The following is a 26,448-nucleotide window of genomic DNA, read 5'->3' on the forward strand; positions in this document are numbered from 1 at the left end:
CTAGTCACATGCGGCGCTAATCCGGCTGCGCGCGATTGTGCCGCCGCGCCGTGCGGGCTAAGACGATGGGGGAGAAGGATCACAATGGCGCTGCTATCACAGGATCATATCGAGGCCGTGCGGGTGAAGTCGCCCGCCGGAGTGCGATCGGCGGCGGAGGCGCTGCATGCCATCGCCCTGAGTGTCGGCATGCGGGCGGCGCCTGCGCACGACATTGCCGACAAGCGCACGCCCGTCGATGCGGATGGCGCCATTCTCGCCACGGAAGTATTCGGGTGGGACGCCGATGAGCGGGTCTGGTGGCGCAATTCGCGTATCGCGCTGGATAGTCCGCTGACCACCGCCTGTCGTTTCGAAAGCCAGCCTTTCTGGGTCAATGCCGAGGGTTTTCGCACGCGTGAAGCGAACGCCTACCTGACATCCATCGATCTCTCCAACTTCGAACACCGCGCGATGACGTGGGCGGCGATCGGGGTGCCGGTGCATTTGCCGTTCGGCCAGATCGGCGCGGTCAGCTTCAACCCGCTCGATCGTGAAAAGACCGATCTTACCGAAGAATTCGAACTCTATTCCGACGCACTCGGGCTCTATGCGCGCACCTTCATCGCCACTTACGTGCAGGTAATGGGTTCGGAGCAGGCGCTGCCTTCGGGAACCCGCTTGTCAAAGCGCGAAGTGGAATGCCTGCGCTGGGCGGCGATCGGCAAGACCGACATGGAGATCAGCATGATCATGTCTCGCAGCCGCGCCACGGTGCGTTTCCATATTCACAATGCTGCCACCAAGTTGAATGCGGTAAACCGCAGCCAGACCGTCTTCAAGGCGGCCCAGCTGGGCTACATCTCGCTTCAGAAGTGAGGCTCCAGCGTCCGGCTTGATCGGGCGTTTGCCGGTTCGTCCCGATCCTCCAGTATCAGCCGCGCGCCACGCAGGCCGACCGCCATCGCCGGTGCGTTGGTATTACCGGTGACATGCCCCGGCATGACCGAGCAATCCGCCACCCGCACCCCCTGCACGCCGTTCACGCGCAAGCGTGGATCGACCACCGCCTGCGGATCGCTGCCCATCCGGCAAGAGCGGATGGCGTGCAGCCCGCAACTTGAAAGGCGGCGGAACATGGCGAGCACGTCCTCGTCGCTCTCCACCTCGGCGCCCGGCACCAGTTCTGCGCCGATCATCCGATCGAGCGGCGGCGCATCCATGTAGGCGCGCATCTTGCGCACCAGGGCAATGGCCGACGTGCGATCATGCTGCGTGCTGAGGAAATTGTGCAGAATGTCGGGCGCAGCATCGCTGGTCGGCCCGGTGGCGCGCACGCTGCTTTCGCTGGTGAGGCGCAGCAGCTGGCCATAGATGGTGACACCGGGCTTGGGATCGATCTTGTCCAGTGGCACCGGGTCCTTATCGTCCCCGACCTTGAAGGTATAGCCGCCCAGATAGAATTGCGCGTCGGTGCGCCCGTCCGGATGCGCGACGTTGCAGAACGCGCCGACCTCGAAAGGTCCCGTCGCCAGCACGCCGTCGCCGCGCAGCAAATAGCGCAGCATGGCGAGTGCCGCACCCAGGCCGAAGAAGCTCTTGTTGGTGCCCTTGCCGCGATCCAGCCTGAACGGCATCGACAAGGATAAATGCTCGATCATGCGCTCTCCCACATCGGGTGAGTGGGCGACCAGCGGGATACCGGCCAATTGCAGCCGTGCTGCATCCCCGATGCCCGAACGTTGCAGCAGCAGCGGGCTTTCCATGGCCCCGGCGCTCACTACGATCTCACCCGCACAGGCAAGATGCCGGGGCTGTCCGTCGATCACCACGTCCAGACCGATCGCGCGCGTTCCGTCAAATACGATCCGCTCTGCCATGACGCCGGTCATCACGGTGACGTTGGGCCGTTTGCGCGCTGCGGCCAGATAGGTGCGGGCAGAGGAATCGCGCCGACCGTTGCGGATGTTGTGGCTGTAGTATCCAACACGCGGACCTGCCGTGGCGTTGAGATCATCCACACGCCGCAGCCCCAGCGCCTCGCCCGCCGCGATCATGCTCTCGGCAAGGGGGTAGGTGTAGCAAGCCGGATCCACACGCACTAGGCCGCCGCTGCCACGCATGTCCGAGGCGCCTGCCTTGTGGTCTTCCAGCTCCAGGAACGCCCGCGTCATGCTCGCGCCGTTCCAGCCGGTCGCACCGCATTCGTTTTCCCACGCATCGTAATCGGCGGGTTCGCCCCGGCTCCAGATCATGCCGTTGATCGAGGACGATCCGCCCAGGCCCTTGCCACGAATCCACACCTCGCCCGCGCCGGGATCGTTCGCGCCTTCCTCGCGCGGCTGGGCGACATGATAGGCCCACATATGTTCGGGCTTCTTGACCAGCTTGGCGACGCCCTTGGGCAGCGTGACCCAGAAGCTGTCGTTCTCACCCCCGGCTTCCAGCACCAGCACTTGCGACCGGCCGTCGGCGCTCAACCGTTCGGCCATGACGCAGCCGGCGCTGCCTGCCCCGACGATGATATAGTCCCATTGCTTGGTCATGGCTGTCGATCTCCCGCCAGCATGGGTCGCATGAACTAGCCGATTGGCTACCCTAGCGTTTTGGTGAGTCAAAATGCGGGCGAGGGCAGGCGTAAACAGATGTCATGACCGGAGACATCAACCGGGGCGGGAGAGATATGCGCGCCATAGCCCAAGGCCTGTTCACCGACGAGACGCCTCCGCGTCTGATCGGCGGCAAGGATCGGCAAACCGGCCGCATCGTGTTTCCATGCCCGTCGACCATGACCCACGAACCCGTCGCACTGTCGCGGGAGGGCACGTTGTGGTCCTACACCGTGCAGCGCTTTCGGCCAAAAAGCCCGCCTTATGCCGGGCCTGAGGCTTTCGCGCCGTGGGTGGTCGCCTATGTCGAACTGCCCGGCGAAGTCATCGTCGAGGCGCGGCTGGATGATGTCGCGTTCGAGGATGTGATGGTGGGAATGCCGGTGCTGTTCCAGCCAGGGCTGCTTGATTTCAGCGATCCGGCCAGTGCGCTTGTGCCTGCCTTCGTGCCCGTCCGTGTTTCAGCGGAGCTTGTCGCATGAGTGACGTTTGCATCGTCGGTATCGGCATTCACAAGTTCGGACGCACGGATGGCCTTTCCGGCCTGGATCAAGGCGTCCACGCGGTGCGCGAGGCCATGGCCGACGCCGGGATCGACTGGCCGCAGGTTCAGTTCGCCTATGGCAGTTCCGATGCTGCCGGAAACCCGGACACCATGGTCGATCGCCTGGGCCTGACCGGTGTCCAGTTCATCAATGTGCGCAATGGCTGTGCCGCCGGTGGCTCGGCACTGTTCAGCGCGCAGATGGCGATCAAATCGGGAGAGTTCGACCTGGGTCTGGCGGTTGGGTTCGACAAGCACCCGCGCGGGGCGTTCAATGCCCTGCCGGCGGAATACAACCTGCCGGATTGGTATGGCGAAGTGGGCCAGATGGTCACCACACAGTTCTTCGCCGCCAAGATCATGCGGTATATGAGCCTGTTCGGCATCTCGCAAAAATCGCTTGGGTTGGTCGCGGAAAAGGCGTTCCGTAACGCGGTGCACGCGCCGCATGCCTGGCGGCGACAGCCGGTGGCTCTGGAGGAAATTCTGGAAGCGCCCTTGGTCAGCGATCCGTACACCAAGTATATGTTCTGCTCTCCGGCAGAGGGTGGTGTCGCGCTGATCCTGGCCAGCGAGAAAAAGGCGCGCGAACTGGGCAAACCTCTGATCCGGCTCAAGGCCGCGACCATGCGAACGCGCCCGCCGCACAGCTTCGAGGTTTTCGCGCCGTCCGTGGACGTGGTGGCGGACGACACGCGCCCCCGCCCCACCGCATCGCGGATCGCCTCCGCGGACGCTTTCACGGCATCCGGCATTGGCCCTGGCGACATCGATGTCGCTCAATTGCAGGACACCGAAGCCGGGGCCGAGATCATGCACATGGCCGAGAATGGCTTTTGCGCCGATGGCGAGCAGGAGCAGTGGCTGGCAGAGGGCCGCACCGAGATCGGTGGCGCATTGCCGGTGAATACCGACGGCGGTTGCCTCGCTTGCGGGGAGCCGATCGGCGCATCCGGCTTGCGCCAGGTGTACGAGAACGTGGTGCAGTTGCGCGGTGATGGTGGCGGTCGCCAAGTGCCGGGCGATCCGCGCACCGCCTACAGCCACGTCTATGGCGCGCCCGGCGTGTCCGCCGTCACGATACTGGAACGCTAAGGCCCATGGACATCGAACTTTCCCCCCAGGATGCGGCCTTTCGGGACGAGGTGCGCGCCTTTTTGCAAGACCACCTGCCGGAAGAGGTGAAAGCCGGGGGAGCGGCCACGCCTTCCGTCTTCGTGGAGCCGGAGATCGGCCAGGCGTGGAACGCGGTGCTGCACAAGCAAGGCTGGCTCGGATATCAATGGCCCGCCGCGCATGGCGGCACCGGCTGGACGCCGATCCAGCGTTATCTCTTTGAAAAGGAATGCGCGCGGGCCGGCGCGCCCAACCTGACGGTGCTGGGCCTGAAGTTGCTGGCCCCGGTAATCTATACCTTTGGAACCGAGCAGCAGAAGAGCCACTACCTCCCCCGTATCCTCAGCGGCGAGGACTATTGGTGCCAGGGTTTCTCGGAGCCGGGCTCCGGATCGGACCTTGCCAGCCTGAAGACCCGCGCGGTGCGCCAGGGCGATCACTACGTCGTCAACGGGTCCAAAATCTGGACAACTCATGCCCATCACGCCACCGGCATGTTCACCCTGGTGCGCACCAATGCCGAGGTGAAGAAGCAGGCGGGCATCTCTTTCCTGCTGATCGACCTCGCCAGCCCCGGCGTCTCGGTTCGACCGATCCTGACGACGGCGGGCGATCACGAGGTCAATCAGGTGTTCCTGGAAGACGTGATCGTTCCGGTCGAGAACCTGGTCGGCGAGGAAGGGCAGGGGTGGACCATCGCCAAGTTCTTGCTTGAAAACGAGCGTGGCGGATCCTGCCATGCGCCCAAGCTCAGCTACGATCTTGACCAGATCGAGCAAGCCGCCGCGCATGAAAGCGATGGCCGGGGCGGCAAGCTTGCCGCTCAGAAGGACTGGAAGCGCCGGGTGGCGACGACGCGTTTGTCGGTGAATGCGCTGGAGATGATCGAACTGAAGATCATCTCGGAAATCGCCAAGGGCCGCGCGCCGGGGCCGCAGACTTCGCTGACCAAGCTGCTCGCGTCAAACCTGCGGCAGGAAATCGATCTGCTGGCGGTGGATCTTTACGGCCCCGCCGGCTTGCAACTGGAAACAGACCGCCCGCTTTATGGGGATAACGCGCCATCCGCCGTGCATTCGAAGGGCGCGCAAGTCGCGTCCGCGCGCTATCTCAACAGCAGGGCGTGGACGATCTTTGGCGGGACCAACGAAGTCCAGAGCACCATCATAGCCAAGTCGGTGCTGGGTCTTTGAAGGCCCCTCACGATAACGATGGGCGCGATAACGAGAGGAATGCCCGATGCAACTGAACCGCGAAGCGTTGACCCGCGCTTACCGGCAGATGAAGCTGATCCGCGAGTTCGAGGAACGGCTTCATGAAGAAATCCAGACCGGCGAGATCGCGGGTTTCACCCACCTTTACTGCGGCCAGGAAGCCGTCGCGGTAGGCGTGTGCGAACACCTGACCGACCGTGACAAGATCGTCTCCACCCATCGCGGCCATGGCCACTGCCTGGCCAAGGGCTGCGATGTCGAAGGCATGATGAAGGAAATCTGGGGCAGCCAGGAAGGCCTGTGCAACGGCAAGGGCGGTTCGATGCACATCGCCGATATCGACAAGGGCATGCTGGGCGCCAACGGCATCGTCGGCGCCGGCGCGCCGATTGCGGTGGGCGCGGCACTTTCCAACAAGATCGACGGTCCGGATGCCGAGGGCAAGCTGGCGGTGGCCATCGCTTTCTCCGGAGATGGCGCCTGCAATCAGGGCACCACATTCGAGGCGATGAACCTGGCGGTGGTCACCAAGGCCCCCGCGATCTTCGTGTTCGAGAACAACCACTATTCCGAGCATACCGGCGTCGACTACGCCGTCGGCACCACCCGCGATATCGCCAGTCGCGCCGAAGCGTTCGGCATGAAGGTCTGGCGTGCCGACGGTACCGACTTCTTCGCGGTGTACGATACCTTCCGCGACGTGCTGGAATATGTGCGTACCCCCGGCAATGGCCCGGCGGCCGTTGAGTTCGACACCGAGCGCTTCTTCGGCCACTTCGAAGGCGATCCGCAGCGCTATCGCGGCGAGGGTGAACTCGATCGCCTGCGCGCCGAGCGGGATTGCATCAAGATCTTCCGTGCCAAGGTGAGCGGCGCTGCGCTGCTGGATGAGGCCGATCTGGACAGCCTCGACGCCGATGCCCTTTCCGCCATCGAAAACGCCGTCACCGCGTCTCGCGCCGCGGCTCGCCCGCAGCCTGAGAACGTGCTCGACAACGTTTACATCAGCTACTGATTGCAGGACCCAAACCCATGGCAAAGATGATGTATCGCGATGCGATCCGCAACACGATCTTCCAGGAGATGCAGCGCGACGAACGCGTGGTGGTCCTGGGTGAGGACGTGGTGGGCGGCAATGGCACCGCCGGTGGTCCCGAGGCGATCGGCGGCATCTGGTCGACTTCGGTCGGTCTTTACGACGCTTTCGGCCCCGATCGCGTGATCGACACGCCGATCAGCGAAAGTGCGATCATGGGCGCGGCTGGCGGTCTGGCGCTGGCCGGCAAGCGCCCGGTGGCGGAGATCATGTTCGCGGACTTCATCGGCGTGTGCATGGACCAGTTGTGGAACCAGATCGCCAAATTCCGCTACATGTTCGGCGGCAAGTCGATCTGCCCGGCGGTGATCCGCATGCCGTGTGGCGCGGGATATAACGCCGCTGCGCAGCACAGCCAGATGATCAGCCAGTTCGTCACCAACATGCCGGGCATCAAAGTTCTCATGCCGGCCACCCCCGCCGATGCCTGCGGCCTTCTGCGCCAGGCGATCCGTGACGATGATCCCGTGGTCTTCCTGGAGCACAAGTTCCTCTACGCCATGAGCGGCGAGGTGCCCGATGATCCTGATTTCGTGATCCCCTTTGGCCACGCGCGTCTCGCGCGGGCGGGTCAGGATGCAACCATCGTCGCTTCGGGCATGATGGTCAGCTATGCCGAGACCGCGGCAGACGACCTCGCGCAGGACGGTATCGGCTGCGATGTGATCGATTTACGCACCACCTCGCCCATCGACGAGGAGGCCATCCTGGACTCGGTCGAGGTGACCGGTCGCATGGTGGTGGTGGACGAGGCGCCGCCGCGCTGCTCGCTGGCGACGGACATTTCCGCGCTGGTGGCCCAGAAGGCCTTCGCCAGCCTCAAGGCCCCGATCGAGATGGTCACGCCGCCGCACACGCCGGTGCCTTTCGCTCGTGAGCTTGAGAGCGCCTACTTGCCCAGCCCCGCGAAGATCGCGGCGGCTGTGCGCAAGTCGCTCGAATACCGGTGAGGAGGCCGCTGTCATGAGCCGCATCCGCGCATTCACCATGCCCAAGTGGGGCATAGAGATGACTGAAGGCACCATTGCCGATTGGACCGTGAAGGAAGGTGACAGCTTCAAACGCGGCCAGACCCTGTGCCTGATCGAGACCGCCAAGATCACCAACGAGGTTGACGCCGAATACGACGCCACCGTGCGCCGGATCATCGTCGGCGGCGGCAGCGAGGCCGAGCCGGTCGGCGCGCTGCTGGCGGTCTTTGACGAGGGCGATCACTCGGAGGAAGAGATCGACGCGTTCGTTGCCTCGTTCAAACCGGCCGAGGGCGGCATCGCAAAGGGAGCCGCCAGCGCCAAGGCCGCTGCACAGGAAGACGCTCAAAGCGCGCCTGCTCCCGCCGCTGAGAAGCCGCGCATCCGGATCGAGACGAACCGCCCGATCAGCCCTGAAGCCCTGCGTCTGGCAGAGGATGAGGGCGTCGATATCGCGGACATCGAAGGCTCCGGGCGGCAGGGCCGCATCACCCATCAGGACGTGGTCAAGGCTCTGCGAGGCCCATCCGGCAGTGCGCCCAGGGGTGCGCTGACGCTGGATGCGGAAGACTTCCAGGTCTTCGCCTCGCCGCTGGCCCGTCGCCTTGCTGCGATCCACGGCATTGCTCTGGCGGGATTGACGGGCACCGGGCCACGCGGGCGCATCTCAAAGGCGGATGTGCTCGCGATTGCTCCCCAGCCCGCCAGCGCGACGGCCCCCGCGATGGCGGCATTCGTCGCGGGTGACAACCGGCCCGATATCGTCCCGTTCGATCGCGTGCGAAAGGTTGTCGCGCAGCGGCTGACCCAGGCCAAGCAGGATATCCCGCACTTTTACCTGCGCACATCGGCCCGCGCCGATGCCCTGCTGGAAATGCGCAAGACCGCTAATCTTGTGCTAGGCAGCAAGGCATCGGTGAACGACTGGATAGTCAAGGCCAGCGCCATGGCGCTAGCCCGGCATCCGGACGTCAACGTGCAGGTGCATGGCCAGGAGATCCACCGCTTTCCTCACGCCGACGTGTCGATCGCGGTGGCCAGCCCAAAGGGTTTGGTGACGCCAGTGGTGCGCCAGGCCAACTTGATGCGCATCGACCAGCTCGCCGCCGAGACCCGTCGCCTGATCGACAAGGCCCAGGGCAAGGGGCTCAGCATGACGGATATGGAGGGCGGCACCTTTTCAGTGTCCAACCTCGGCATGTTCGGGATCGAGAATTTCGATGCCATCATCAATCCGCCGCAAGGTGCGATCCTGGCGGTGGGTGCCGCATTGCGCCAACCGGTCGAGACGGCAGGGGGCGGCATCGGCTTTGAAACCCGCATCTCGTTCACGCTCTCGGTCGATCACCGCGCGATCGACGGCGCGGCCGGGGCGCAGTTCCTGCAAACGTTGAAGTCACTCATCGAAGAACCCGCCGGCCTCTTCGCCTAAGGAAACGCCATGACCAATCAACCCGCCAGCGCTGTACGACCCGGCCCCCTCAAACGGCTGGGCGAGGTCATCCAACTCGCCTTCTTCCCGACCGACTTCGACGCGACGATGAAGTACTGGATCGAGACCGTCGGCGTCGGCCCGTTCTTTGTCCTGAACGATGTCCGGCTGGACGACATGAAGTACAAGGGCCAGCCCACCGATGCCACGTTCACCATGGCGATCGGATACTGGGGCGACATCCAGATAGAGCTGATCAAGACCGATAGCGATGCGCCTTCGCTCTACAGCGGCGAATACGCCGTGCGTGATCGCTTGCATCACGTCTGCGTGTTCGTGGAATCCATCGCCGAAGCCCGAGCCGCCTGCGCCGCAGTCGGTGCCGAGATCATTGTCGAAGGCAAAGTCGGCCCCGACGGCGCGGTGATCTACGTCGATCCCGGCCAGGGCCCGGGGCATGTCATCGAATATCTCCAGCCCATGGCCGGATCAGAAGGCCTGTTCCAGATGATGAAGGATGCCGCCCGCGATTGGGACGGCTCCGACCCGGTACGCGTGTTGCAGTAAAGGGGTATATCACTCCCAGCCGCTATTCCTTCGGCGCGGAGGTATCGATCCGCACTTTGGGATTGCCTGCCCCGCGGCGCAGTTCGTTGATGAAGCGGAATAGTGGGGCGGGGGGGCGCACGGGTTCTTCCGAGTGATCAACCCCGTCCCAGAATTCCGCCCAGGTCGGGAAAGCGGAGTGAAAGCCGCCTGTTTGCCATTCCATGCCTTCCCAGCGCAGCTTGGCTTCGCCCCCGCCGATGGGTGGATTCAGCGCGTCGCACTGGAACCAATAGAGCGGTGTCCGCCGCTGGAAATACCATATGCCATCCCGGCGTTCGTACCGATCCAGATAGCACATGATCTCATGCATCCAGACGTTGGGATGCTCAAGGTCGTTGCGCGAATAGACCAGGCCGGTAGCGAGGTCCGGGCTTTCGAAATCGATGACATGGCCGTTGATGCCATGCGCGCTGCCGATGAGTGATCCACGCAGCACGTTGGCATACCACTTCTTCAACGCCGCACGGCCGCTCTCGGTCTTCGAGACGCGGTAATCCTCGGTGAAGAGATTCACGAGGGAATCGAAATCCCGCATATCGACACACAGCGCATATTTGGCTGGGAGCTGACGGATCTGGTCAAGGGACTCCAATCGATCGACGCGTTCGTAAAGGCGTTGCATTTCTTCTGACATTTCAAATCTCCCTAGAGTTGAGGGATATCCGCGCAACGTCTGAGAAGGCAACCGCACGCACTTAGCAATCACGGGTTGGATAGCGGAATGGCGATCGCCGAATACGCAAAAGCGCTTGGCGCCAAGCCGGCTGTTGTTCGACGTGATCAAGCGGCGCGCCTGCGTATTATAACTCTGCGTAGGACAGGGATATCGAACATAATGGAGCGGGAGATGCGAAAAAGCCGCGCTTTTTCTTTGGCGTAAGCCGCACTTTCTAATGTTTTGCGTATACGCAAACTGATGTGACTTGCGCATATGCGATTCCCTGAGATGAAAGGCATCGTCGTGAAGAATGTCTGGGAAGTATGGTCTTCCGCACTGTCCGATACGGAATGCGACACGATCATCGAGCGCGCCCGCACCTATAGCGAGGAAGATGCGACAGTCGGCTTTTCGGATACATTGCGGAGTGATCTGGCCTATCGCACTTCCAGCATTCGTTGGCTGAGTACGCATCAAGAGGGCGCGATTGTCGAGCGCATCATGCAGCTTGTCAGCGCCTCAAACCGAAATAACTTCGGCGTCGATATTGCGGGGCTGCATGAACTACAGTTCACCGAATATCATGAGACTAACAGCGGACATTACGACTGGCACCATGACGTCTGGTTGGAGTCCGCCCGGCCTTACGCGCGCCAATTATCAGTCGTCGTCCAGCTGTCATCGCCCGTGGATTATGAGGGCGGGGCTTTCGAGTTCTTCGGCATAGAGAACCCGGCCGCGCAGTTCGCGCCGCGTGGAAGCGTTCTAATCTTCCCCTCATTCTTGCAGCATCGGGTCTTGCCGGTTTCCAAGGGAACCCGGCGCAGCCTTGTTACCTGGGTTGAGGGGCCGAACTGGCGGTGATCAAAGTCGACGATCTCTCTGCTGCTGGTGCAGTGTATCCCGGCCTCACGCTCGCGGCGGCGCTTGCCATGCTGCTGCTATGTGGGGCGATCGTCTATTCCGATTTCGCTCACAGGCGCATTCCGAACGGATATTGTGCGGCGATTGCCGTGCTTTCGGTTCCCTGGTGGGTGGGACTGGGCGGTATTTCCGGCCTAGTCGGCCTGGCCTATCAACTCGCCGTGCCCTTGCTGGCCGCAATCCCCCTACTGGCATTGTTCGCGGCCCGCGTTCTGGCTGGTGGTGACGTCAAGTTGCTGCTGTCGCTACTGCTGTGGACCCCAGCCGCACTGGTACTGCCGATGCTGATCGTTATCATCCTTGGGGGTGGCGCGTTAGGACTGGTGCTCAAATTGCTGAAACGCCTTTTTTGCGCCGTCAACGCCGACACTGTGCCTTATGGCGTTCCGATCATCGCAGGTGCACTGCTTGTGCTGATACCGGAATTTCGAATGGCGATGAGCGCGCTTCAGGCCTCCTGGGCCTGACCTTGGCCGGCCGGTACCACCGGATCGGCACTGAGTGTTCCTGACAAACAATCGGTGCGAACATTGTTTGCCGATACGCAATTCGCCTTTTCGATAAGTAGTAACCACAGGCACTTTTTGTGGAAGGCGGATATGGCAAACTTCGTCAGGGATATCCTCACGACCCTTTCCTACGAACCGGAACCGGCGGAAGCGCTGAAGGCCGAAGGGGAGGAACTGGTGCGGCTCGATCAGCGGCTCGCGGGCTTCAACCAGGGGGCGGCTCGGCGTGTCGCCTTGTCGATCCGTCCTTCCGATTGCTCGGTATGGGATGGCAATCCCCGTGATGTGCCGGGACTGTCGTATGAAAGTTGCCGATCGCTGATCGATTCGATCGCGCAGGAGGACGGCAATCGTATCCCCGTGCTGGTGCGCCGGTCTGCCCCCGGTGCCGATCAGCCCTATGAACTGCTGGTAGGCAGCCGTCGGCGGTTTTCAGTCAATTGGCTCAATCACAATGGTCGGCCTGAGGTCCGCCTGAACGCTCTCGTCGTCGAAATGTCGGATGAAGAGGCGTTTCGCCTCGCCGATATCGAAAACCGGGAGCGGGAGGATATCACCGAGCTTGACCGGGCGCGCAGCTATCAGCGCGCGGTGGACAGGTTTTATGGCGGTGTGCAATCGCGCATGGCGGAAGCGCTCAGTCTATCGAACAGCCAGCTCAGCCGCTTGCTGTCACTGGCGCTGATGCCCGATGACGTGGTGAATGCCTTTGCAACCAAGGCAGAGTTGCGCGTGCGCCATTCCGAAGTTCTGACGCCGCTGCTGCGGCGCCCGGAACAGCGATTGCAGGTTCTCGCCGCCGCAAGCCAGATCGCGGAAGAGCAACAGCGCCTGGCGGCTTCCGGTGAGCGCATGATCACGGCGGCGACGGTGCTGACCCGCTTGCGCAGCGCCACGCGCACCGATCAACCCGCTGGTGCTGAGACCCCGATCGTGGTGGGCGGCGTCCAGGTGGGCAAGGTACGGCTGGCTAAAGATGGCATCGCTCTCGACGTTCAAGTCGCGGATGATCAGAACTTGGATGAGATGCTCACGGCGCTGGGCCGCGTCATCACCGAGACGCGCGCCTTGTCCGCTGCCGCGTAACCTCTCAAAGTCGTAACTCAATAATCTTACAAATGATACGAAGGGCGGGGCGTCGCCACTATGGCAAAGCGATCAAAAGCTGGCTGGGGCGAACGACTTTTTTAAGACTTAGCCGTCATTTAAGCTTTATTACTAGTGCGCCATCTCCCGCATCATCACAGGCTTTGTCGGCCCGCGTTGCGCATTTCGAATGATATTTTCCGGGTCGGCTGTCGCACCGGCTCCGCCAAAGCGGCTTTGGCGCCCACGGTTGGCCAGATTACCCGGGCGGTGACAGGCTCTGCCGACGGCGCGGGTCCGAAGATCGATCCTGTGACCTATGTGGCCGGGTCAGTAGTCAACGGCATGGCGGACAAACCGGCTGAGCGACCGGCAGTTCGGGCAGGGCAAACCCCGGCTCGCCGATCGCGCCGGTAACAGGCGTGCTGGGCGGTCTTCTGGGGCGCCTTCGTCGATAAGCGACAGCGTGCCCGATTGCCCCAGGTCCCAAGATCGGGCACGAAGCCCCGCTGGCAACAGGGCGGGGCTGAGCGGGCGGCCGCAGCAATCCGGCTGCCCCGCCTGGACAAGCGACCTAGAAAGAGTTGGCTTCGAGCGACTGAGGCCAGTCTTTTCCGGGCGACAAAAATTCCAGACCGGCGATCTAAAATAATTGACTTGGAGTGTTATTATCGCAAAATTCTCATTACCAGCTGAGGCAACAAGCTAAAAAACGCAGCCTCTTGGATCAAGTGATCCGGTCTGGAGGGAGAGACAGGATGTTCATGCGATGCATGATGCGAACGTATTGGTCGTTGATGATATCGGCGCGATCGTCGAAGAGCTGGTCACGCTGATGGCGCTTCATGGCATTCGCGCAGTGGGCGCGGCCGACCTTACCGAAGCGATCGATAAACTGGAAAACGGCCCGGAACTGCGGGTGATTTCTTGCGATGTTCGCCTTGATCGAGAGTGCGGGCTGGACATCATCGACAAGGTGGCGTCGCACCCTACGCTACACGCGCGCAAGTTCTCTTATCTGTTCGTAAGCGGGGATCAGACGCAGATCGAGAGTCTGGAAACGCAATCCGACATCGCTATTCTCAGCAAACCGGTACAGCCAGGGTTGCTGATCGATACGCTCAAGCGCGTGCTTTTAGCGACCAATGGGTAGCTCCAAGTACAACCCTAAGCGCCCTCAGCAGTTAGGCGTAACGACAATAAAATTTGTTATGGAGCCGCTTTCCGCGCGCCCATATCCATCGGGAGAGGCAGTCGTGGATCCGGCCAGCGTGATCGCTCCGGCAGTACCCGCCCCACCGCCTTCAGGTACCGGCGGGGATGACCCCCTGGCGATCCTGGCGCATGAGCTGCGGCAGCCCCTTTATACCATTGCCATGGCCACCGAAAACGCGCGGCTCTTGATGGAGCAGGGGGCCCCCGATCGTGAACGGGTGCGGGATGCTTTGGAACGCATCGCCGAGCAGGTCGACCGCACTCAGGCGCTGATCACCGCCACGCTGACATCCGCCAATCCGCGACAGCACGCCGTCGTCAGCACGGATCTGGTCGAGGCGGCGCGTAACGCGGTGACGCTGGCCAAGTTGCTGCCGATCGCGGCGCATGTCGATATCGCGTGGCAGCTACCGGAAGAAAGCATGTGCGTGGGCCTGACGATGCTGCAGTTGGAGCAAGTCTTCATCAACATCCTGCGCAACGGGATGGAAAGCATCGCGGACCGGCGCAAGCAGGGCTGGCAGGAGCGTGGGCTGATCCGCATCACCATCCAGCCGTCCGCGCGCGATGTGCGCTGCACCGTCATCGATAACGGCGTGGGGATCAGTTCGGCCGATACAAAGGACCTGTTTGAGCCCTATTTCACCACCAAGGGGGCGAACGGCAACGGGCTGGGTTTGCACATCTGCCGCCTTATCCTCGGCAAGGCAGATGGCGGCATTCGCCTGTCGCCCGGGGAGGTCGAAGGCGCCAGAGTCGAGCTATGGATGCCGCGCGTGCCTCACGAGGCCGCGTCCTAGATATCGTCACGCCCCAGGCGAATGACGAAGCGCTCTGGCTGATTGCGGCGGCTGATGGATTGGAAGTCTCCATCAGCCTCTTGCGCGACCTGTTCGATCAGCCAAGTGGTGGCATAGTCCATCGAGCGACCTGAAACTGCGGCACCTTCCATATCCACGCAATGCACGCTGATTGTGATATGCGCGGGCGTCTGCGTGGCGTGCAACAGGACCCTGCCGCGTCTGCGCGTGCCATCGGGCGCGGTGAAGCTGGCGAAGGCGCAAAGCAGCGCAGCGACGGCGATCAGCTCCAGGCAGCCATGGCGGGATGGCAGCAGGTAATCCAGGCCATTGCCGTGCAGTTCCACCGCCACGTCGTGATGGCGAACGTTGGACCGCGTGGCTGTTGTCGCCCTTTCCAGTGCGCTGCGGACGGTCAGGTCGGCGGGTTGGTCGCTACCGTCGCAGCCGAACCAGCGGAATACGCTGAGGATCGCGGCAGCGGTCTGGGTGTGTTCGGCGATGCGATCCGTGCGATCCACCAACTGGCGGCGGGTATCCTCGTCGATCGGAAGGTGTTCGGCGATGTAGCCCAGATTGCCGTTCGCCATCGAAATCACGTTCAGCGGCTGCGCCAGATCATGCAGCATGCCGCTGGTTATCCTGCCCAGCAGCAAGTCACGAGTCACGCCGACGAGGCCGTCATCGCCCCAGGCCAGTAACCGGGCATCCGCCATCGCCAGCTTACGCGATAATGCAGCGCCGATATAGAACCCGGAAAGCAGGGCTGCCACCGTCGCGATCACGCTGTTGGTTATCAGCATGGCGGAGATGCAGGCCGCCGTCAGGACGCCCAGGATATGCAGCGCCCACCGTGGAGCTCGCAAGAGGCGCGAGCTGAAATAGCGCGGCGCGAACGCCGCTCCGGTCGTGAGGGCAAGGATCAGAATATAGGAAGCGCTTGAAAGCGTGCGCGGTTCGATGAGCAGAAAAGCCAGCAAAGCCATCATCAGTATGCGCAGCTGGAGCTGTGCCGAGACGGCGAACAACGATCCGATCGAAAATACGGCGAACACGCCGGCTATTTCCGCGTCAGGAGTAAAGGCGCTTAAGGCGGCGGCGCAAAGAAGGGCCGGCCAAGGCTGTGGCCGTGTCCCATGCCTTGGGCCGTCCAAGTCAGACCAAAGCCAGGACGTGCCCATCTTTGCCCATCAACGTGGTGCCCCGGCGCATTTCACTTTTCCAATCCGGCTTATCAACAGCCCGTTCCATAACCCAATACGAGCGCTAAGGCAGCCGAAGTGATCGCCAGATGAATAAGTATATTTGCGGATAAGTCTTTCGGTGCCCGGCTATTCGCGGGCGAGCCAATTCCGAAACGCCGATAGCAAGCGAGGCGCCGTGTCTGGAAGGGTTGAAAAGAACCGTATCGAGCATTTGGATTTTAACACCATCCATCGCCTATTTTTGCGACCTTGCTAGGTATTTTGCGCAGCGGCAGGTTTCCTGCGCGAACAGCGCGAAGGCTCCCCGTTAACACTTGGCCAGAGCTGGATGGCACAATGTGGCCAGTTTGGTTGCTTCTGCGTGCCGAATTGCTCGAAATCCGATGTTACCCCCCAACTTGCAGTCCATTCCGGAGCGATCCGCAATTCGGTTGGTCTGTCGGATGCTTGGGCAAGCGGTCCGATTGTAGTGCGCAAATGTCGAGGGGAGTGACATGCGCCTTGGTGCGAGAGCCAAATTGACGATGGGAGTCGGTCTTTGTGCCGCTGCGGCGTTCGCAGTGCTTGGGGTGCGCGATCTGATGCGCTCTGACGCTGAGGTCGACCCGGCGGCCGCGAACGATACATCGCGGATGGCGGCACCGGCGGCCACGATGGTTCTGGCCGCCACGGCGCGCGGCATCCGGACGGGTGAAACCATCACCGCAGACATGATCCGCAACGCCTCCGTCGCCCCCGGTTCGAACCCCGGCGTCGCCATTCCTTCAGAGGTGATCGGCAAAGTCGCCATTCGTGATATTCCGGCCAACACCCTGATCCCGCGCAGCCTGTTGGGCGGCGAGGCCAACCTTGCGATCCGCGTGCCGGTGGGCATGCGCGCGATCAGCATCGATACGACGGCGGAGATCGCGGTGGCCGGTCTGGTGCGGCCAGGCGATCGCGTGGACGTGCAAGTGGTCTATCCCGGAGAAGATGCGATCTCCGGCGCGCGGGGCAATGGCGGCAGCCGGGCGCGGACTTTGTTGCAGCTCGTGCCGGTGCTGGCCGTGGGTGATCTGGTAGTGGGCACGCTTGCGCCGCAAAATGCGTCCGCCACGGTTGGCCAGACGAGCGGGCAGGCCGCGACACCGCCCCCGGCAATGGCCACGCAAGCGGCCCGCACCGTCACCCTGGCGCTGACACCGCCGCAGGTGGCCGAACTGTCGCTCGCCAAGAATGTGGGCTCCTTGACGCTTTCACTCCGCAACCCGGATGATCGGGATCAAGTGGAGATCGCGCAGATTTCTTCCTCGCCGATCCGCGCGGCGGCGCAGCCTCAGATCATGGCGCCAGCCCCGATGCCCATGCCGATGCAGATGGCGGTGCAACAAGCCCCACCGCGACCCGCGCGCCGCGCGCCGCAGCCGCACGCGATCGAACTGGTGGTGGGTGGCAACCGCGAAGTCATCTATTCGGGGGGCGGGGTGCAATGAGGGCGCTGCTTGGAGCATGTGCCCTCGTGGCCCTGACGGTCGCTTCCGCGTCCCCGGCGCTGGCCGCCGTGGCGGACCAGACATTGCTGGTGGATGATGCACGCACACTGAACTTCGCCACTGCGATCGGCCGGATCGAGGTGAGCGCGGAGAATGTGATCGATGTGACCGCGCCCACCGCGCGATCGTTGCGGATCACCGGCATCGGCACGGGCGAAACCACCCTGAGCGTCTACAGCGCAGACGGCCGCATCCTGCGCCAGGCGCTGATCGCGGTGTCGCCGCGTGTCAGTTCCAGCAACGGCGGCGTTGCCGGAGTTATGCGCCCGGGTGAGAAAGTCGTTGCGGTGGACGTGCAGTTCGCGGCGGTGAACTCCTCCACGCTGAAGGCACTGGGCTTCAATTTCAGCAAACTATCCGGCGATATCCAGGGCGCCGTCGTCTCTCCCAGCAGCCTGACCGACTATGCGTTCGGCGGCGGCGGCCTTGCGCTTAAGACCAGCGCGCCGCTGTCTAGTGCGTTCAACCTGTTCCTTTCGGCTCGCAACCGGGGCATCGGCGCGGTGCTCAGCGCCTTGTCAAGCAATGGCCTGTCTCAGTTGCTGGCGCAGCCGACGTTGCTGGTACGGTCTGGAGATAGCGCGGAATTCAACGCCGGCGGCCGCTTCCCCATTCCAGTGCCGCAGTCCAGCGGGTTCGGATCGTCCACGATCACCATTCAGTACGAGAAATTCGGGATCAACCTCAAGGTCACGCCCTATGTCCTGGGCAACGATCACATCGTCATGCGGATCAGGCCCGAGGTCAGCGAGCTGGACTATGGCAGCGGCGTGCAGCTGCAGGGATACACCGTCCCCGGCATACGCGAGCGGTTTGCCGATACTACCGTGGAGCTGGGCAGCGGCCAAAGCTTCGTGATCGCCGGGCTGAATTACACGAACAGCCAGGTCACCAAGGACAAGGTGCCCTTTCTGGGTGACATCCCGGTGCTGGGCGCATTCTTCAAGCGCCAGCAGAACCAGAAGGAACGCCAGGAGCTGATCATCGTCGCCACGCCGCGACTGGTGGAGCCCGGTGAGAAGCCGCCTTTGAGTGATCCGGCGGCGCTCGATCCCAGCGTGGCGCAAATGATCTCCGGCAAGGACGGTGTCGAGAAAGCCGTTGCGGACTTCGGTGTGGTGAGGCGCTGACATGGCACGCATCTATCTCCTCTCCGTCGATCGCACCTTGTGCAAGCGGATCGCTGAAGCGATGGGCGATCACATTCCGGTCGAGATGGTGCAATCGCTGGCCGATGCGGAACTTGTCGGGCCCGGCGTCATCGTGCTCGATCATGCATCGATCCCGGCGGATCGGATGCTGTCCAGCGTATTGGGCGAGGTGGCGCAGGCGGCGCAGGGGCGTGCCATCGTGGTGGCAACCGAGGACTGGTATGCCGGCCCCGTGCTGCAAGCGATCCGCTCCGGCGCGTCCGACGTGCTGCCGCGCGGTGCCAGTGCCGGGGAAATCGCCAGCGTCCTCACCCGCGTACTCAATTCCGCGCTCGCCACGCAGGGACGCTTGGCGCGGCTGACCTTGGTGCTGGGCACGGACGAGGAGGCGACCGCGCTGCTCGCCACCGATATCGCGCTGGCCCACGCCATGGCGCCGGCTTCCACGCTGCTGATCGATTGCACGCTGCCGTCCAGCACTGCCGAGGCCTATCTGGACCTCAAGGTGGATTATGGCATCGCTTCCGCCGTTGCCGATCTGGACCGGCTGGATGCCAGCCTGCTGGCGGACGCCCTGGCGCGGCACGAGTCCAGCGGCCTTGCGCTTTTGACGCTGGACGGCGGCACCGGCGGCGAGCCGGTCGGCGTTGGTCCCACCGACATTGTCGGCCTGGTGCAGATCCTGCGCGCCAGTTGCGCCCATATCGTGCTGTGCGCAGGGTCCTTGCGCAATGGCGGGCTGCTGCGGGAACTGGCATCCCAAGCGGGCGCGATAGAGATCGTCTGCGCCCAGTCGATTCGCGAGCTGGACGCTTGCCGCCGCTTGCTGGACCGGATCGCGTTGGACACCGCTAGTGCCGAGCGGCTGCGCCTGGTGGTGTGGGATCATGACGTGCGCGTCCTGCTGGATGGCCGGCGCATGGCAGATGTCCTGGGGATCGAACATGTGATCGGCGTCCCGGTGGACCGCGTCCGCCTGCGCAATGCCTTGAACGCTGGCCGCCCGATGATGATCGAGCGTGACGGCGGGGCCTATGCCCACGCGGTGCGGCGCGCGATCGGCCGCGATGGCCCCTCTCGTGGCGCTGTCGCCAGCTTTGAACGGGTGAAGCGAAAGATCATGCGCACGGTGGAGCGCAGCGCATGAGCCTGCTCACCAGCGATGCCTCGCAGGCGACGGCGCTTTCCGCGCCCCGGCGGATGACGGTGTCGCAGCCGTCCGCCCAGCGGATGAGCGACAGCTACCAGTCGGTGAAGGCGCTGACCTGCGCGCAAGTGATCGAACATCTCGAAGCGCAGGGGATGACCACTGAGCAGCTGGAAGAGCGGGGGCTGCGCTACGAGATCGAGCAGGTCATCAACAGCCGCAGCCGGCGCGGCCAGTTGGCGCTGAACAGTGCGGAACGCCTGCTGCTGATCGAAGACGTGATCGACGAGGTGATCGGCCTGGGCCCGCTGGCTCCCCTTTTGCGCGATCCCACGGTGGACGATATCATCGTCAACGGCGCCAACACCATCTACGCCGAGCGCGGTGGCATCCTGGAGCGGGTGGACACGCGTTTTCGCGATGATGCGCACCTGATGAACATCATCCAGCGCATCGTCGGCCCGATCGGCCGCCGCGTGGATGAGGCGACGCCGTTCGTCGATGCCCGACTGGCGGATGGCAGCCGCGTCAACATCGTCATCCCGCCGATCGCGCTGGATGGCCCGCTGGTCTCGATCCGCAAGTTCCGCCTGCAGAAGCTAAGCGTGGAGGACTACCTTACCGCCGGATCGATGAGCGCGACGATGGCGGCCTATCTTGCCAGCGCCGTGAAATCGCGTCTGAACGTGTTGATCTGCGGCGGCACCGGCTCCGGCAAGACGACGCTGCTGAACGTGCTGTCCGGCTTCATCAGCAACAAGGAACGCCTCGTCACCATCGAGGACGCCGCGGAGCTGCAACTGCGGCAGGATCACGTTGTCCGCCTGGAAACGCGGCCCCCCAATGTCGATGGCAGCCGCGAAGTCGGCGCGCGCGACTTGCTGCGCAACGCCCTGCGAATGCGGCCCGATCGCATCATCCTGGGCGAGGTGCGTGGGGTGGAGGCGGTGGAGATGCTGCAGGCGATGTCCACCGGGCACGACGGCTCGATGGCGACGCTGCATGGCAACAGCCCGCGCGATGCCTTGTCGCGATTGGAGATGTTGCTGGGCTTTGCCGGCCAGCAGAACGACGTGCGCGCGGTGCGCCGCTTCGTCGCCAACTCGATCCACGTGATCGTCAATATCCAACGGTTGTCCAACGGGTCGCGCCGCGTGACGTCCGTCGCCGAAGTCACCGGCGTCGAGGGTGAGGCTTTCTCGCTCAACGAATTGTTCCGTTTCGAGGAGCAGGTGCCGGGATCGGGCGAGGGCGTATTCAAAACGATGTCGCCGCGCCCGTACCACGCCGCCCGGCTGCGTGATTACGTCAGCCCGGTGCTGACCGCCGGTGAGGAAGGGGTGGGGGCATGGTAAAGGGAGCCGCCTATCTGCTGCTGGCCGCGCTGATCCTGGGCGGGTTGGTGGTCCACTGGTTCGGTGAGCGCGGGCGCGAACTGGCGATGATCGATCGCCGCCTGGGCGCCATCGGCCCGATCAACGTCCCCCCGCCAGCCACGCGCCCGCTCGTGGCGATCTCCGTGCCGGATCGGATGGCCCCGCTGCTGGCCCAGGCCCAGCTGGAGCTGACCAACACGACGCTGCGCATCTTTGTGATGAGCGTGCTGCTGGCCGCCTGGATCCTGCTGCTGGTCGCCGGCCCGGAAGCGACGGTGCTGTTGCTGATCGGACTGCCGCTGGTCGCGCACTCATGGCTCAGCGGCAGGGCGCGCAAGCGGGTGGACGCCTTGTCGGAAGCGCTGCCGCTTTACTTGGATAACGTGCGCCAGTTGCAGGGGATCGGCAGTTCGCTGTCGCAGGCGCTGGAGCGGGCGCTGGCCGATGCGCCTGAGGCGCTGAAAAGCTATTTCGCGCCCACCGCCCGGAAGCTGGCGATGGGCGCGCCGGTGGGCGAGACGATGCAGCAGATGGCCGATCGGCTGCAGGTGCCCGAAGTCTCGATGCTGGCCGCAGCGATCCGCACCAACTTGCGCTATGGCGGCTCCATCTCCGGCGTATTCCACAACCTGGCGCATATCCTGCGCGAAAGGGTGCGCATCCGCCGCGAACTGGTGGCCGCCACGTCCGAGGCGAAAGTCAGCTCGCGCGTGCTGATCACCATGCCGCTGCTGGCGATGCTGCTGCTGGTATTCCTGAACCCCGCTTACCTTGAGTTCTTCGCGTCCGACCATCGCGGCAAGACGTTGACGACCGCCGCCCTGGTGCTGGAAGGATCGGGCATCCTGGTGATCCGGCGCATGTTGCGGTTGCAGTTCTGATGACCGGGGGCGCTCTTCTCCTGTTCACGCTGTGCGCGTGCAGCGTCGGCATCGCGATAGCCGGACTGCGGTGGCTGGAGATGGACACCGTTCTGCGCGAGAGGATCGAAGGCCAGGCCTTGGTGGGGGCAGGTGGAGGCGGACGCCGCCGCCGTCTGCGCCTGCCCCCGGTGTTGCTGGCGCGCGGCAAGGACCTAAGCGAGATCGAGAAGGGCCTGCGCCACGCAGGCTATTACACTCCGCGCGCGGTGGAGGTGTTCATCTGGCTGCGGCTGGCGGCGGCCATGTGCGCCGCATTGGCGACGCTGCTGGCCGTCCTGTCGATGGGATCGAGCCCGATGAAGGCCGGCCTTTCCGCGCTCGCATTGTTCGGGCTGACGTGGATCGCCGCGAAGTACGTGCTGATCATGAAGGCCACCGCACGAGAGCGGAGGCTGACGATCGAGTTTCCCTTCCTGCTCGACCTGATGCTGATGATGCTGGAAAGCGGCGTCTCGCTCGACCAGGTCATCCGGGGCATCGCGCGTGATGAACAAGCGACGGTGCCCAGCCATGCCCGTCTGATGGCGATGCTGGTGGAAGACCTGGATCGCGGACAGGATTATCAGGTGGCCTTCGAACGCTGGGCGGCGCGGGTCAATGTCAGCGGCGCCAAGGAACTGGCGGCGCTATTCCGGCAGTCGATGTTCCAGGGCATGGAACTGGTGCCGGCGCTGCGCGAGTTCATCCGCGAGTTCTCGCAGCGCCGGGTCATGCGGGCCAAGGAAGCGATCGGCAAGGTCACCGTGCGCATGGTGATCCTAATGCTGATCTTCTTCATGCCGGCGCTGTTCATCGTGCTGGCAGGGCCGCCGGTAGCGGCGATCCTCGACACTCTCAACGGCGTGGGAGGATAGAGATGCGCGCACCTCTGATCGCTGCGTTGATCTTGCCGCTGGCGTTGCTCGCTTCGCAAGTCGCGGCGCGGCAGGAGGAGCAGGCTTCTGAAACCTCGACGCGCACGCTCTATCTTGGGTTGATCGGGCAGGCTCGGGCGGACGGCAAGCCGCGGGCGGCGCTGGCCTATCTGGATGACTTCGAACGCCAGCACCCTGATGATCGCGAGGCGCGCATCCTGCGAGTCAATTGCCTGCTGGACCTGAACCAGATCGACGGAGCGCGTCAGGCCCTGGCGCGCATCCCGGCAGACGATCGCAGCGCGGGTGCGTTGGCGGTGCGAGGGCACGTCTTCACCGCGCAAGGCCAGTGGGGCGATGCCGCCCAGGCCTACGCAGCGGCTCAGGCGGCGAGCCCGGCGGACCCCTTCATCGCCAATGCGCACGGCTATGCGCAACTGCGTGCAGGTGCAGGCGTGCAAGCGGTGGAGACGCTTCGCCGGGCGCTGGACCTCGTGCCCGATGGCGCGCCGGCCAATGCGGTGGTGCGCAACAACCTGGCGCTGGCACTGACGGCGACAGGCCGCTCAGCCGAAGCCGCCGCCTTGCTCTCCCGCATCCGGGACACGACCGAGCGATCGCGCGTGCAGCAGGAACTGGGTCGTGAGGCGCTCAGGATCGCGCAAGCGGGGGGCGGCATCGTGCCGATGGCGCAATGAGCCGAGTGTGCGCCACGCTCCAACGTCTGCGCCGGGACGATCGCGGTGTCGTCGGCCCGGCGGTGGCGGTGCTCGCGATCTCCTTGCTGGCGGCGGCGGGGGTCTCGATGGACCTCGGGCTATACTACATGGACAGTCGGGAATTGCGCTCGGCGACGGAGGCGGCAGCGCTTTCGGCGGCGTTGAACCCGGCGCAGGCGCAGCAGCGCGCCACCGATTATCTGGTGAAGAACGGCTACCCGGTCTCTGTGCTGAAATCTACGCAGGTCGGCTACTACTGTGCGAACGTCGACGCCCGATATCCGGCGGGCGCGCGCTTCGTGGCTGCGGCCAATCTGGCGGATTGCCCCGGCAGCACCGTCCAGAACGCGGTCAGGCTGACGACGGGAAAGAGCAGCCGTCGGTTCATAACCGGTATTCTGGGAGAAGCCAGCCCGATCCCGGAACTGGCCGCCACCGCCAGCGCCGCGCGCATTGATGAGGCGGGCATCGCGGTCACTTCCGGCCATCTCACCGTCACCAACACATTGCTCAATTCGGTGAACAACCTGTTGGGCGCGCTGATCGGCATAAAGCTGCGCCTCTCCACCGCCGAGATCGAGGCGCTGATGGGCGGCAATGTCGATGCCGGGAAGTTCTTCGACGCGCTGGCCAGTCGCACCGGCCAAAGCGGCACCTATGATCAGCTGACAAGGGGGACTTACGGCATCGGCGATATCGCCAGCGCTGCTTCGACGGCCGCTGGAGATGCCGCGACCGCTGCCGCCTTGCGCAGCTTCGCAACGGCCACCGGCAATGGCTATCAAGTGCCGCTGGCCGGGATGTTCGGGCTGGGCGTTTGGAAGAACATGCCGGTGGGCGGGGCCGACGGCCAGCCTTCGCTGCGGGCCGGGCTCAACGCCTACCAGTTGATCACTTATGCCGCGCAGGCCGGGCCGGGCGTGGTCGATGCGTCGGACCTTGTAAACCTGCTGGTGCCGACCAGTCCCGGCAGCAGTGTGCGCGTCGTGGCCGTCGCCAACAATCCCTCGGCCCGCGCCCGCTTCGCTTTCGGCCCGGCGGGGGAGACCGGGGCGGGAACCTCGATGATCCGCCTGCAACTGGATGTCAGCCCGGCGGGCGTGGCGACCTTGCCAATGATCGTCGACGTGGCCGCCGCCAGCGCCACGGTGACCGGCATCGATTGCGCCAACCAGGTCGAGCAGAACACCCAGACCCGCGTCACCATGACCGCGAATTCCGGCCTGGTGAACATCTACCTTGGGCGACTGAACAAGGCGGACGGCATGTCGAAGCTAACGCCGACGCTGACCAAGAACGATTTCGATTTCACCCCGCTAGTCGATCTACGCCCGGTGTTGTGGATCAACGCCAAAGCGGTGGTGAAACCCGCCGTTGGTGAGAGCGCGCGCACCGCCGTGTTCGGGCCGGGCGGTGCCGGAACGATCGGCAGTCCGCAGGCGCCCGGCCGCCCTGTGATCGTAGGCAATACCTCTCAGGTGGGCAATACGCTGGGGACCCTCGGCAGCTTTCTGGGTGGCCGCAACGGTGGCCTGCAAGTGTGCGCGATCCTTACCGGCTGCGTGATCGACACCTCGGACAGCGCGCTGTTGGGGTCTGTCGGCAATGTCGTGAACGCGCTGGGTGGAGTCCTCAACAACAGTGCCGATCCCTTGTTGGACAATGTCTTGGCAGCACTGGGCGTTGAACTGGGTCACGCCAGCGTATGGATAAATGGTTCTAGATGTGGAGTGCCAGTACTGATTTGAATGTATTCAATTGTACTATAATTTATACAGTATTTTAAATAGGATGGTTTATTGATAATAAATAAAATAGTGAGTCTCTTCGGATACAAGTCTCGCCTGAAATATCCTCCAGTGGCGTGGTATATTGTTTTGGAGGAAGGAGAATTATCATGACTGATGCGTTCTACAAATTTTTCGCCCGTCTCGCCGCCGATGATCGTGGCCTAACCGCTGTTGAATACGCAGTCCTCGGCGCGATCGTCGTCGCTGCGATCGTGGCGGTAGGTACTCAATTTCAGACTGGCCTCGGCACGGCCTTTGGAAAGCTGTTTACCAAGGGCGTTTGAATTCATCTGCCGCTGCTCGCGGTCGTCAGTGGCCGCCTTTTTGCGACACGCACATCAAGGGGGAAGCGATGATGCCTCGTTCTATCCTTAGCCTGATCCGCCGACTGCGAGACGACGAAGGCGGCCTAACCGCAGTTGAGTACGCCGTGCTTGGTGCCATCGTCGTGGCGGCGATCGTCGCGGTGGGTGCATCGTTCCAGAGCGGTCTCGGCACCGCCTTTGGCAAGATCTTCACCGGCGCGTGACCGGGCGGTCGGCATCACGCGTGTTGCCGCATCACCTGCGCCGCTTCCGGCGCGAGCGTCGGGGGCTGGCCGCGCTGGAGTTTGCACTCCTGGCGCCAGCCTTGCTGATGCTGGCTTTCGGAGTGATCGTCTATTCAATCTATTTCACTGCTGTTCTGGGCGTGCGCCAGGCAGCGGCGGAAGGCGCGCGCGCGGCGATGGCGGGCTTGTCCACGGTCGAGCGTGCGGGGCTGGCGCAGACCCGCGCTTTGCAAGTTCTGAGCGGCTATGACGATCTGCTGGGTGGCAGCACGCCACAAGTGACCGCCTTGCCGGACGGGACCGGCGTGTTCCGCGTGACGGTCAGTTATGACATGAGTTCCAGTCCGATCATGCGTTACGGGAACTTCGTGCCACTGCCGACCAGCGATGTCCGCGCCAGCGTGATGGTGACGAACGGGGGATATTGAGATGGGGGCAG

27 protein-coding genes are annotated in these 26,448 nt (G+C 63.5%); 24 read left to right on the plus strand and 3 right to left on the minus strand.

Annotation, left to right across the window (positions count from 1 at the left end; genetic code table 11):
- Positions 1–84 precede the first annotated feature (84 nt).
- Positions 85–858 (plus strand): helix-turn-helix transcriptional regulator, encoded by a 774-nt coding sequence (locus GGR39_RS04130; protein WP_183616023.1) that lies wholly within the window; start codon positions 85–87, stop codon positions 856–858.
- On the opposite strand, the gene GGR39_RS04135 is transcribed toward GGR39_RS04130, so the two are convergent.
- The gene (locus GGR39_RS04135; protein WP_183616024.1) at positions 849–2,525 is read right to left on the minus strand and encodes a GMC family oxidoreductase; all 1,677 of its coding nucleotides are present in this window, start codon (positions 2,523–2,525) and stop codon (positions 849–851) included. The genes GGR39_RS04130 and GGR39_RS04135 overlap by 10 nt on opposite strands.
- 104 nt (positions 2,526–2,629) lie before the next feature.
- On the opposite strand from GGR39_RS04135, the gene GGR39_RS04140 reads away from it, so the two are divergent.
- The 7 genes from GGR39_RS04140 to GGR39_RS04170 are packed head-to-tail and all read left to right on the plus strand — an operon-like array spanning position 2,630 to position 9,528.
- Positions 2,630–3,070 (plus strand): Zn-ribbon domain-containing OB-fold protein, encoded by a 441-nt coding sequence (locus GGR39_RS04140; RefSeq protein ID WP_343055766.1) that lies wholly within the window; start codon positions 2,630–2,632, stop codon positions 3,068–3,070.
- The gene (locus GGR39_RS04145) at positions 3,067–4,227 is read left to right on the plus strand and encodes a thiolase family protein (RefSeq protein WP_058737321.1); all 1,161 of its coding nucleotides are present in this window, start codon (positions 3,067–3,069) and stop codon (positions 4,225–4,227) included. The genes GGR39_RS04140 and GGR39_RS04145 overlap by 4 nt, the downstream gene beginning before the upstream one ends.
- Positions 4,228–4,232: 5 nt before the next feature.
- Complete coding sequence (locus tag GGR39_RS04150) at positions 4,233–5,441, plus strand: acyl-CoA dehydrogenase family protein (protein ID WP_183616025.1); 1,209 nt, start codon at positions 4,233–4,235, stop codon at positions 5,439–5,441.
- 46 nt (positions 5,442–5,487) lie between these two features.
- Positions 5,488–6,477 (plus strand): thiamine pyrophosphate-dependent dehydrogenase E1 component subunit alpha, encoded by a 990-nt coding sequence (locus GGR39_RS04155; protein WP_058737319.1) that lies wholly within the window; start codon positions 5,488–5,490, stop codon positions 6,475–6,477.
- A 17-nt stretch (positions 6,478–6,494) separates the two neighbouring features.
- Positions 6,495–7,508, plus strand: a complete 1,014-nt coding sequence (locus GGR39_RS04160) for an alpha-ketoacid dehydrogenase subunit beta (RefSeq protein WP_183616026.1) — start codon at positions 6,495–6,497, stop codon at positions 7,506–7,508.
- Between the two features lie 13 nt (positions 7,509–7,521).
- Entirely contained in the window at positions 7,522–8,961 is a 1,440-nt protein-coding gene (locus GGR39_RS04165; protein WP_183616027.1) for a 2-oxo acid dehydrogenase subunit E2, read from the plus strand.
- A 9-nt stretch (positions 8,962–8,970) separates the two neighbouring features.
- Positions 8,971–9,528, plus strand: a complete 558-nt coding sequence (locus tag GGR39_RS04170) for a VOC family protein (RefSeq protein WP_183616028.1) — start codon at positions 8,971–8,973, stop codon at positions 9,526–9,528.
- Positions 9,529–9,550: 22 nt separating this feature from the next.
- Here the strand turns inward: GGR39_RS04170 and GGR39_RS04175 are convergent, their stop codons facing one another.
- Positions 9,551–10,204 (minus strand): nuclear transport factor 2 family protein, encoded by a 654-nt coding sequence (locus GGR39_RS04175; protein WP_183616029.1) that lies wholly within the window; start codon positions 10,202–10,204, stop codon positions 9,551–9,553.
- A 312-nt stretch (positions 10,205–10,516) separates the two neighbouring features.
- Here GGR39_RS04175 and GGR39_RS04180 point away from each other — a divergent pair, with 312 nt between their 5' ends.
- The 5 genes from GGR39_RS04180 (at position 10,517) to GGR39_RS04200 (ending at position 14,762) form a co-directional block, all read left to right on the plus strand.
- A complete protein-coding gene (locus GGR39_RS04180; RefSeq protein WP_221225965.1) occupies positions 10,517–11,092 on the plus strand; it encodes a 2OG-Fe(II) oxygenase in 576 nt (191 codons plus the stop codon).
- Entirely contained in the window at positions 11,089–11,619 is a 531-nt protein-coding gene (locus GGR39_RS04185) for a prepilin peptidase (protein ID WP_183616030.1), read from the plus strand. Before GGR39_RS04180 ends, GGR39_RS04185 begins: the two co-directional genes overlap by 4 nt.
- A gap of 132 nt (positions 11,620–11,751) precedes the next feature.
- Positions 11,752–12,747 carry a ParB/RepB/Spo0J family partition protein gene (locus GGR39_RS04190; RefSeq protein WP_183616031.1) on the plus strand — a complete coding sequence of 332 codons (996 nt, stop codon included), beginning with the start codon at positions 11,752–11,754 and terminating at the stop codon, positions 12,745–12,747.
- 769 nt (positions 12,748–13,516) lie between these two features.
- The gene (locus GGR39_RS04195) at positions 13,517–13,900 is read left to right on the plus strand and encodes a response regulator (protein ID WP_058737312.1); all 384 of its coding nucleotides are present in this window, start codon (positions 13,517–13,519) and stop codon (positions 13,898–13,900) included.
- 103 nt (positions 13,901–14,003) lie between these two features.
- The gene (locus GGR39_RS04200; protein ID WP_183616032.1) at positions 14,004–14,762 is read left to right on the plus strand and encodes a sensor histidine kinase; all 759 of its coding nucleotides are present in this window, start codon (positions 14,004–14,006) and stop codon (positions 14,760–14,762) included.
- On the opposite strand, the gene GGR39_RS04205 is transcribed toward GGR39_RS04200, so the two are convergent.
- On the minus strand, positions 14,759–15,817 hold the full coding sequence (locus GGR39_RS04205; protein ID WP_221225966.1) for a sensor histidine kinase: 1,059 nt from the start codon (positions 15,815–15,817) through the stop codon (positions 14,759–14,761). The two genes, GGR39_RS04200 and GGR39_RS04205, sit on opposite strands and share 4 nt — an antisense overlap.
- 674 nt (positions 15,818–16,491) lie before the next feature.
- Here GGR39_RS04205 and cpaB point away from each other — a divergent pair.
- From cpaB to GGR39_RS04260, 11 genes are all read left to right on the plus strand, one after another.
- Positions 16,492–17,439, plus strand: a complete 948-nt coding sequence (gene cpaB / locus GGR39_RS04210; protein ID WP_343055767.1) for a Flp pilus assembly protein CpaB — start codon at positions 16,492–16,494, stop codon at positions 17,437–17,439.
- Positions 17,440–17,465: 26 nt separating this feature from the next.
- A complete protein-coding gene (locus GGR39_RS04215) occupies positions 17,466–18,629 on the plus strand; it encodes a type II and III secretion system protein family protein (protein ID WP_343055768.1) in 1,164 nt (387 codons plus the stop codon).
- Between the two features lies 1 nt (position 18,630).
- On the plus strand, positions 18,631–19,797 hold the full coding sequence (locus GGR39_RS04220) for a CpaE/TadZ family protein (RefSeq protein ID WP_183616036.1): 1,167 nt from the start codon (positions 18,631–18,633) through the stop codon (positions 19,795–19,797).
- Entirely contained in the window at positions 19,794–21,152 is a 1,359-nt protein-coding gene (locus GGR39_RS04225; RefSeq protein WP_183616037.1) for a TadA family conjugal transfer-associated ATPase, read from the plus strand. Before GGR39_RS04220 ends, GGR39_RS04225 begins: the two co-directional genes overlap by 4 nt.
- On the plus strand, positions 21,146–22,054 hold the full coding sequence (locus GGR39_RS04230; protein ID WP_183616038.1) for a type II secretion system F family protein: 909 nt from the start codon (positions 21,146–21,148) through the stop codon (positions 22,052–22,054). The genes GGR39_RS04225 and GGR39_RS04230 overlap by 7 nt, the downstream gene beginning before the upstream one ends.
- On the plus strand, positions 22,054–22,950 hold the full coding sequence (locus tag GGR39_RS04235) for a type II secretion system F family protein (RefSeq protein WP_183616039.1): 897 nt from the start codon (positions 22,054–22,056) through the stop codon (positions 22,948–22,950). The genes GGR39_RS04230 and GGR39_RS04235 overlap by 1 nt, the downstream gene beginning before the upstream one ends.
- A 2-nt stretch (positions 22,951–22,952) precedes the next feature.
- Positions 22,953–23,648 carry a tetratricopeptide repeat protein gene (locus GGR39_RS04240; RefSeq protein WP_183616040.1) on the plus strand — a complete coding sequence of 232 codons (696 nt, stop codon included), beginning with the start codon at positions 22,953–22,955 and terminating at the stop codon, positions 23,646–23,648.
- Between the two features lie 5 nt (positions 23,649–23,653).
- Positions 23,654–25,417 carry a TadG family pilus assembly protein gene (locus tag GGR39_RS04245; protein WP_343055769.1) on the plus strand — a complete coding sequence of 588 codons (1,764 nt, stop codon included), beginning with the start codon at positions 23,654–23,656 and terminating at the stop codon, positions 25,415–25,417.
- Positions 25,418–25,566: 149 nt separating this feature from the next.
- The gene (locus tag GGR39_RS04250; protein ID WP_183616042.1) at positions 25,567–25,743 is read left to right on the plus strand and encodes a Flp family type IVb pilin; all 177 of its coding nucleotides are present in this window, start codon (positions 25,567–25,569) and stop codon (positions 25,741–25,743) included.
- 71 nt (positions 25,744–25,814) lie between these two features.
- On the plus strand, positions 25,815–25,988 hold the full coding sequence (locus GGR39_RS04255) for a Flp family type IVb pilin (RefSeq protein ID WP_183616043.1): 174 nt from the start codon (positions 25,815–25,817) through the stop codon (positions 25,986–25,988).
- Positions 25,985–26,437, plus strand: coding sequence for a TadE/TadG family type IV pilus assembly protein (locus GGR39_RS04260; RefSeq protein ID WP_425490580.1), 453 nt, complete (start codon positions 25,985–25,987; stop codon positions 26,435–26,437). Before GGR39_RS04255 ends, GGR39_RS04260 begins: the two co-directional genes overlap by 4 nt.
- Positions 26,438–26,448 lie beyond the last annotated feature (11 nt).

Source organism: Novosphingobium fluoreni (assembly GCF_014196615.1).
GTDB lineage: Bacteria > Pseudomonadota > Alphaproteobacteria > Sphingomonadales > Sphingomonadaceae > Novosphingobium > Novosphingobium fluoreni.

Coding starts and splice junctions, on each gene's coding strand:
- GGR39_RS04145 (WP_058737321.1), top strand. CDS start 3,067: ATGAGTGACGTTTGCATCGTCGGTATCGGCATTCACAAGTTCGGACGC.
- cpaB (WP_343055767.1), top strand. CDS start 16,492: ATGGGAGTCGGTCTTTGTGCCGCTGCGGCGTTCGCAGTGCTTGGGGTG.
- GGR39_RS04160 (WP_183616026.1), top strand. CDS start 6,495: ATGGCAAAGATGATGTATCGCGATGCGATCCGCAACACGATCTTCCAG.
- GGR39_RS04195 (WP_058737312.1), top strand. CDS start 13,517: ATGCATGATGCGAACGTATTGGTCGTTGATGATATCGGCGCGATCGTC.
- GGR39_RS04140 (WP_343055766.1), top strand. CDS start 2,630: ATGACCGGAGACATCAACCGGGGCGGGAGAGATATGCGCGCCATAGCC.
- GGR39_RS04130 (WP_183616023.1), top strand. CDS start 85: ATGGCGCTGCTATCACAGGATCATATCGAGGCCGTGCGGGTGAAGTCG.
- GGR39_RS04175 (WP_183616029.1), bottom strand. CDS start 10,204: ATGTCAGAAGAAATGCAACGCCTTTACGAACGCGTCGATCGATTGGAG.
- GGR39_RS04220 (WP_183616036.1), top strand. CDS start 18,631: ATGGCACGCATCTATCTCCTCTCCGTCGATCGCACCTTGTGCAAGCGG.
- GGR39_RS04155 (WP_058737319.1), top strand. CDS start 5,488: ATGCAACTGAACCGCGAAGCGTTGACCCGCGCTTACCGGCAGATGAAG.
- GGR39_RS04255 (WP_183616043.1), top strand. CDS start 25,815: ATGCCTCGTTCTATCCTTAGCCTGATCCGCCGACTGCGAGACGACGAA.
- GGR39_RS04240 (WP_183616040.1), top strand. CDS start 22,953: ATGCGCGCACCTCTGATCGCTGCGTTGATCTTGCCGCTGGCGTTGCTC.
- GGR39_RS04150 (WP_183616025.1), top strand. CDS start 4,233: ATGGACATCGAACTTTCCCCCCAGGATGCGGCCTTTCGGGACGAGGTG.
- GGR39_RS04170 (WP_183616028.1), top strand. CDS start 8,971: ATGACCAATCAACCCGCCAGCGCTGTACGACCCGGCCCCCTCAAACGG.
- GGR39_RS04230 (WP_183616038.1), top strand. CDS start 21,146: ATGGTAAAGGGAGCCGCCTATCTGCTGCTGGCCGCGCTGATCCTGGGC.
- GGR39_RS04135 (WP_183616024.1), bottom strand. CDS start 2,525: ATGACCAAGCAATGGGACTATATCATCGTCGGGGCAGGCAGCGCCGGC.
- GGR39_RS04165 (WP_183616027.1), top strand. CDS start 7,522: ATGAGCCGCATCCGCGCATTCACCATGCCCAAGTGGGGCATAGAGATG.
- GGR39_RS04235 (WP_183616039.1), top strand. CDS start 22,054: ATGACCGGGGGCGCTCTTCTCCTGTTCACGCTGTGCGCGTGCAGCGTC.
- GGR39_RS04225 (WP_183616037.1), top strand. CDS start 19,794: ATGAGCCTGCTCACCAGCGATGCCTCGCAGGCGACGGCGCTTTCCGCG.
- GGR39_RS04180 (WP_221225965.1), top strand. CDS start 10,517: ATGAAAGGCATCGTCGTGAAGAATGTCTGGGAAGTATGGTCTTCCGCA.
- GGR39_RS04190 (WP_183616031.1), top strand. CDS start 11,752: ATGGCAAACTTCGTCAGGGATATCCTCACGACCCTTTCCTACGAACCG.
- GGR39_RS04250 (WP_183616042.1), top strand. CDS start 25,567: ATGACTGATGCGTTCTACAAATTTTTCGCCCGTCTCGCCGCCGATGAT.